Below are 4,128 nucleotides of genomic sequence, written 5' to 3'. Positions count from 1 at the left end.
GGCGATGAACTGCGCCTGCCCGCCGTTGCGGTGCGCGGGCACCACCAGCCGCCGGGCGAGCCCGTTGGCGACGGCCGGCCCCAGGTCGCGCCGCACCAGGTGCAGGCACAGGTCCAGGGCCGCGGTCTTGCCCGCGGAGGTCAGCACGTCGCCGTCGTCGACGTAGAGGACGTCGGCACGCACGTCGACGCGCGGATAGCGGCGCGCCAGGTCGGCGGCGTGCATCCAGTGCGTGGTCGCCGTCCGGCCGTCGAGCAGGCCGGCCGCGGCGAGCACGAACGAGCCCGTGCACAGCGACGCGATCCGCGCGCCCCGGGCGTGCGCGTCCCGCAGGGCCGCGAGCAGGCCGGGGTCGGGGTCGGCGTCCGGGTCCTCGGTCGACGGCACGACGACGAGGTCCGCCGCCGCGATCGCGTCGTACGCCGCCGCCGGCAGGTGCGGCAGCCACGGGTGCGGACGACCGTCGGCGGTGCACACGACCAGGTCGAACCACGCACCGCGCGGGGACAGGTCCGAGCGGTCCACCCCGAAGACCTCCGCGGCGATCGCGGCCTCGTAGAGCATCGTCGCGGGGTGCAGGACGAGGGCGACCCTGCGCACCTCGGAGGTCATGTCCGAAACTGTACCCACCATGTCGTTTCGGACGCTCGTGCCGGGTGCGCGCCGACCCCGACGATGACGGGGTGAACACCTCCGGACCCGTCCTGGTCTATGGCGCCCCGGGTCACACCGGGCGCTTCGTCGTCGATGAGCTGCTGCACCGTGGGCTGGTGCCCGTGCTCGCCGGGCGCAGCGCCGACCGGGTCGCCGCAGCCGGCTCCGGCGACCTCGAGCGCCGCGCGTTCGGCCTCGACGACCCCGCCCGGCTGCGTGCGGCACTCGCGGACATCGCCGTCGTCGTGAACTGCGCCGGGCCGTTCCTCGACACCGCGCTGCCGTTGGCCCGGGCCGCGGTCGCCGCGGGCGCGCACTACCTCGACGTCACCGCCGAGCAGCAGGTGGTCCGCGATCTCTACGCCGAGCTCGACGGCCCCGCCCGGGCGGCCGGAGTCGCGGTCGTGCCGGCGATGGCGTTCTACGGCGGCCTCGCCGACCTGCTGGTGACGGCCGTGCTCGCCGACGAGACCCGAGCGGACGAGGTCGACGTCGCGATCGGGCTCGACCGGTGGTGGCCGACCGCCGGCACCCGCGCCACCGGCGCGCGCAACACGTTCGCCCGTCAGGTGGTCCGCGGCGGCCGACTCGTGCCGCTGCCGGACCCGGCGCCCACCGGCACCTGGGACTTCCCGCCGCCGCTCGGCGAGCAGCCGGTCGTGCAGCTGCCGTTCTCGGAGGTGATCACGATCCACCGGCATCTCGACGTCGGCGAGCTGCGCTCGCACCTCAACACCGCACCGCTCGACGACCTCCACGACACCTCGACGCCACCGCCCGCCGCGACCGACGAGCACGGCCGCTCCGCCCAGCGGTTCGTGGTCGACGTCGTCGTACGCCGTGGGGCGGACCGCGCCCGCGCGGTCGCCGCCGGGCGCGACATCTACGCGGTCACCGCCCCGATCGTCGTCGAGGGCGCCGCCCGCCTCCTCGACGGACGGCACCGGGGCGCGGGCGCGGTGGCCCCGGGCACGGCGTTCGACGCCCGCGACGTGCTCGCGTCGCTCGAGCGCGGCGTCGAGGGACTCGCGATCGGTTATCCCGTTGGCGACCAGCGGATGCGTTGATACGGTGCGGGCGCCGTACCGAGCCGGAGGAGGTGACCCGTGAACAGATCGACGTGGGTGCTCCTTCGCGAGGACACGGACGGGCGATAGGTCGCCCGGGAGCGCCGTCCCTTGCGCTCCCGAAAGGCACGACCATGCACTTCCTCTCCGAGTCCCACCTCGACGGCGGCCTCCTCGAACGCCGCTTCGACCTCGACCAGGTGCCGGGCATCCTCTGGACCCCCGCCCTCACGGCGTCCGCGCCGGTCCCGCTGATCCTCCTCGGCCACCCGGGCGACCTGCACCGGATGCACCCCCGGCTGCTGGACCGGGCGCGACAGGCCACGGCGCAGGGCTTCGCCGCCGTCGCCGTCGAGCTCCCCGGCAGCGGCGAGCGTCCCCCGATCGCGGCCCTCGAGCAGGCGCGAGCCGACCTGCGCCGAGCGATCGCCGCCGGCGAGCGTCCCCCGGCCGACGTCGTCGACCGGCTCGTCCTCCCGCTGGTGGAGCAGGCGGCCGCGGAGTGGCGCACGTGCCTGGACGCCGCGCTCGCCCTGCCGGAGATCGCCGGCCCGGTCGCACTCTCCGGTGGCGTGATCGCGCTCGGCGTCCGGCTGGCGCTGGTCGAGCCGCGGATCGTGGCGGCGGGGCTGTTCGCCGGCAGCCACGTGCCGCGATCCATCCTCGAGGAGGCGCGCCGCGTGACCATCCCGGTGCACGTGCTGCTGCAGTGGGACGACCGCGACAACGACCGGCAGGCCGCCCTGGACCTCTTCGACGCCTTCGGGTCGGCGGAGAAGACCCTGCAGGCCAACCTGGGCGGGCACACCGGCGTGCCGGCGTACGCCGCCGAGGACGCCGCCCGGTTCTTCGCCCGGCACCTCCGTCCGGTGCCCTACGAGGGCCGCACGCCCAGGCGCTCCCAGTGCGACACGCCGCAGAAGTCCTCGACCATGCCGTAGGGGTACGGCGGCAGCCCGGGGTCGCTCACCCGCGTCAGGGCCGTGATCTCGTCCTCGTCGAGCGCGAGGTCGACCGCCCCGAGCGTCTGCTCGAGCTGCTCGGTGGTGCGCGCGCCCAGCAGCACCGAGGCGACCGCGGGGCGGCTCAGCAGCCACGCCAGCGCGACGTGCGCGGGCGGGCGGCCGTGCCGCTCGGCGATGCTCGTCACGGTGTCGAGGATCCGCCAGGTCCGGTCGGTGTTGCGCACGTCGTACGCCTCCACGCCCCGGTCGGGGTCCTCGCCGAGCCGGGTGGCGCCGGTGGGGCGGCTGTCGCGCTGGTACTTGCCGGTGAGCCAGCCGCCGGCCAGGGGCGACCACGGGGTCAGCGCGAGCGACTCCTCGAGGCAGACCGGCAGCACCTCGAGCTCGATGCCGCGGTCGAGGAGGTTGTACTGCGGCTGCAGCACGGTCGGGACGACGTGGCCGCCGAGCCGGGCGGTGGTCACGATCCGCTGGAGCTGCCACCCGGTGACGTTCGACCAGCCGATCTGGTGGACGGTGCCGGCGCGCACCAGGGCGCTGAGGGTGTCGAGCGTCTCCTCGACCGGGGTCAGCTCGTCCCAGCCGTGCACGAAGTAGAGGTCCAGCGCGTCGACGCCCAGGCGGGACAGGCTGCCCGCGACCGCGCGCCGCAGCGCGCGCCGCGACGCACCGGGCGTGCCGGCGGCGGCGCCGAACCGGCCCTTGGTGGAGATCACCAGGTGGTCGTGTCCGCGGTCGGCGAGCCAGCGGCCGACGATCCGCTCGGACTCGCCCTGCCCGTAGACGTCGGCGGTGTCGATGAACGTGCCGCCGTGCTCGACATACCGGTCGAGCTGGGCGAAGGCCTCGGCCTGCTCCGTCTCGACCCCGAACGTCATCGTGCCCAGCGCGAGCCGGGTGACCGAGGGGCCACCGGGGCCGAGCAGGGTGGTCGCGGAGTTGAGCGGCGGGTCGGTCGGGGACGCAGCGGTCATGGGACCAGTCGACACGATGGAGCGTGCTCCAGGTCAAGGGGGTGCGGGCGGCGCGCCGCGGTCGGCCTGCGAGGCTGGGCGCGTGACGCGAGCGAGAACCCGGTGGCTCTGGCCGCTCGTCGCCGACCTGGCGTGCGTGCTCGGCCTGGCGCTGGGCGGCAAGAACACCCATGACGCCGACGAGTCCGGCTGGATCGTGCTCGTCATCGCGTGGCCGTTCGCGCTGGCGGCGGTGCTCGCCCACGCCGGGCTGGTGGCGCGGGGACGACCCGCGCGCCGGATCTGGCCCGAGGGCCCGGTCGTCGTGGCGGCGACGTACGTGCTCGGCATGGCGCTGCGCGCGCTCGCGGGCCGCGGCCTCGCCCCGGGCTTCCTCGTGGTCGCGGCGACGTTCCTCGTGGTGACGATGCTGGGCTGGCGGGTCGTGGCGCGGCTGCTCCCCGGGCGCGGGTGAGGGTCGTGGGGGGG

5 protein-coding genes are annotated in these 4,128 nt (G+C 75.5%); 3 read left to right on the top strand and 2 right to left on the bottom strand.

Annotated elements, in window-relative coordinates:
* Positions 1-612 (bottom strand): GlxA family transcriptional regulator (locus VGD85_RS02720; RefSeq protein ID WP_331061910.1); only part of this gene is annotated, 612 nt, incomplete at its 3' end.
* A gap of 71 nt (positions 613-683) precedes the next feature.
* On the opposite strand from VGD85_RS02720, the gene VGD85_RS02715 reads away from it, so the two are divergent.
* Both VGD85_RS02715 and VGD85_RS02710 read left to right on the top strand, forming a co-directional pair.
* Complete coding sequence (locus VGD85_RS02715) at positions 684-1,721, top strand: saccharopine dehydrogenase family protein (protein ID WP_331061909.1); 1,038 nt, start codon at positions 684-686, stop codon at positions 1,719-1,721.
* Positions 1,722-1,855: 134 nt separating this feature from the next.
* Positions 1,856-2,662 (top strand): alpha/beta hydrolase, encoded by an 807-nt coding sequence (locus VGD85_RS02710; protein ID WP_331061908.1) that lies wholly within the window; start codon positions 1,856-1,858, stop codon positions 2,660-2,662.
* Here the strand turns inward: VGD85_RS02710 and VGD85_RS02705 are convergent.
* A complete protein-coding gene (locus VGD85_RS02705; protein ID WP_331061907.1) occupies positions 2,596-3,660 on the bottom strand; it encodes an aldo/keto reductase in 1,065 nt (354 codons plus the stop codon). The genes VGD85_RS02710 and VGD85_RS02705 overlap by 67 nt on opposite strands.
* Positions 3,661-3,742: 82 nt before the next feature.
* Here VGD85_RS02705 and VGD85_RS02700 point away from each other — a divergent pair, with 82 nt between their 5' ends.
* Positions 3,743-4,114 (top strand): DUF3054 domain-containing protein, encoded by a 372-nt coding sequence (locus VGD85_RS02700; protein ID WP_331061906.1) that lies wholly within the window; start codon positions 3,743-3,745, stop codon positions 4,112-4,114.
* The last annotated feature ends 14 nt before the right edge of the window (positions 4,115-4,128 follow it).

Origin of the sequence: Nocardioides sp., from assembly GCF_036401255.1 — a bacterium.
Taxonomy (GTDB): Bacteria; Actinomycetota; Actinomycetes; order Propionibacteriales; family Nocardioidaceae; genus Nocardioides.
Note: the sequence above shows the minus strand (reverse complement) of the source record. Positions and strands in the feature narration are given on the sequence as shown.

Bases quoted from the DNA above. Each gene is read 5' to 3' on its own strand.
- VGD85_RS02705 (WP_331061907.1), bottom strand. From the start codon at position 3,660: ATGACCGCTGCGTCCCCGACCGACCCGCCGCTCAACTCCGCGACCACC.
- VGD85_RS02710 (WP_331061908.1), top strand. From the start codon at position 1,856: ATGCACTTCCTCTCCGAGTCCCACCTCGACGGCGGCCTCCTCGAACGC.